The sequence below is a fragment of the Dietzia sp. DQ12-76 genome (assembly GCF_014145045.1).
Lineage (GTDB): Bacteria > Actinomycetota > Actinomycetes > Mycobacteriales > Mycobacteriaceae > Dietzia.
In genome coordinates this window covers 1-1,667 of sequence record NZ_JAALDV010000466.1, presented here as the reverse complement: position 1 = coordinate 1,667, position 1,667 = coordinate 1, and the positions used below count along the sequence as shown (strand labels likewise).

At 71.1% G+C, this 1,667-nt stretch carries 3 protein-coding genes; 2 read left to right on the top strand and 1 reads right to left on the bottom strand.

Annotated elements, in window-relative coordinates:
* A partial coding sequence (locus tag G6019_RS14815; RefSeq protein WP_182627909.1) for an ABC transporter ATP-binding protein occupies window positions 1-653 on the top strand: 653 nt, incomplete at its 5' end.
* Here the strand turns inward: G6019_RS14815 and G6019_RS14810 are convergent.
* Entirely contained in the window at window positions 650-1,009 is a 360-nt protein-coding gene (locus tag G6019_RS14810) for an Rv2640c family ArsR-like transcriptional regulator (protein ID WP_107756278.1), read from the bottom strand. The genes G6019_RS14815 and G6019_RS14810 overlap by 4 nt on opposite strands.
* A 101-nt stretch (window positions 1,010-1,110) precedes the next feature.
* On the opposite strand from G6019_RS14810, the gene G6019_RS14805 reads away from it, so the two are divergent.
* Entirely contained in the window at window positions 1,111-1,569 is a 459-nt protein-coding gene (locus G6019_RS14805) for an ArsI/CadI family heavy metal resistance metalloenzyme (protein WP_182613295.1), read from the top strand.
* Window positions 1,570-1,667: the final 98 nt, after the last annotated feature.

The window sequence follows — 1,667 nt, the reverse complement described above, 5'->3', positions numbered from 1 at the left end:
TCGACGGCCGGCTCACCGCCGTGGACCGCGTCTCGTGCGGGATCGACCGCGGCCGTAGTCTCGCGGTGACCGGGCCCTCCGGCTCGGGCAAGTCCAGTCTGCTGGCCGCCGCGGCCACGCTCACCCCGCCGGATTCCGGCCACGTGTGGTTGGCGACCCGCGACGGCGAGGTGGACCTGGCGGCGGTGAGTGCCCGCCGGGCGGCCGAGCTGCGCCGGACGGAGATCGGCATCGTCTTCCAACAGTCCAACCTGGTCGAGTCCCTCACCGCGCGCGAGCAACTCGAGGCCATGGCCTGGCTCGGGGGACGGCCGTCGCGTGCGCGCCGGACCGCGGTGCGGGTGCGAGCCGACGAACTCCTGGACAGGGTTGGCCTGGGGCCGATGGCCGATCGGTCCGTGGGAGCCCTGTCGGGAGGGCAGCGCCAGCGGGTGGCCGTCGCACGAGCGCTGGTCCACGGTCCGTCGATGCTCCTGGCGGACGAGCCGACCAGTGCGCTGGACTCGGAGTCGGGCGCCGTCGTGATGGACCTGCTCCTGGGCACGGCGCGGGAGTTCGACGTGGCGCTGATGCTGGTCACGCACGACGAGGGGGTGGCGGCGCGATGTGACGCACGCATACACCTGGTGGACGGTGCGGTCCGGTTCGGCTAGGTGCAACAGTTCGGGTCGAGCGCGGCGCGCAGGGCGTCGATCGCGGACCCGCGGGCACGGTGGAACACGCTCATCCCGCGCCGCTCCGACTCGATCATCCCGGCCTCGCGGAGCCGGCCCAGGTGATGGGAGGTGGTCGACTCCGCGACGCCGGTCGCGGCGGACAGATCTCCGGTGCGGACCTCGCCGTCGTCACTGGTGAGAAGGAGCGACAGCAGTCGGATCCGGACCGGGTCGGCGAGGGCCTTGAGGCGCAGCGCGATCTCCACGGCGTCCTCGTGGCCGATCGGCCCCGCCGATACGGGCGCGCAGCAGACCGGCGAGCTGACGTCGAGGAGGGGCAGGGCCTTGGGCATGTCCGCGAGTCTAACCCAGCTTCTTGACGAATATCGAAAAGGCTGCTTGCCTGGGCGGTGCAACAATTTCGATATACATCTCAGTGGTGGAGGTTCCGACCATGTCCCGTGTGCAACTCGCCCTCAACGTCGACGACGTCGACGAGGCCGTTCGGTTCTACTCGACGCTGCTGCGCGTCGAGCCAGCCAAGCGCAAGCCCGGCTACGCCAACTTCGTGGTGGGGCAGCCGCCCCTCAAGCTGGTCCTGCTCGAGAACCCGGGCCAGGGAGGCTCGCTCAACCACCTGGGCGTCGAGGTCGAGTCCAGCGAGCAGGTCCACGGCGAGATCGCGCGACTGACCGACGCCGGCCTGTTCACCGACGAGGAGATCGGCACGACCTGCTGCTTCGCCACCCAGGACAAGGTGTGGGTCACCGGCCCGGGAGGCGAGCGGTGGGAGATCTACACGGTCCTGGCCGACTCGGAGACGTTCGGGACGTCGCCGGTGGTGGGTGACACCACCAGGAACGACGACGACGAGGCCGGCGCCGATTCCGAGGGTGGCGCCTGCTGCGCGTGAGCGGCCGGAGGGTGCGCCCGACCGCGTCGACGACACCCGCGAGGGTGGCATGGGACGGGCCCGGGCCCGGGCGCACCTAGACTGGTTCGCGGCCGTCG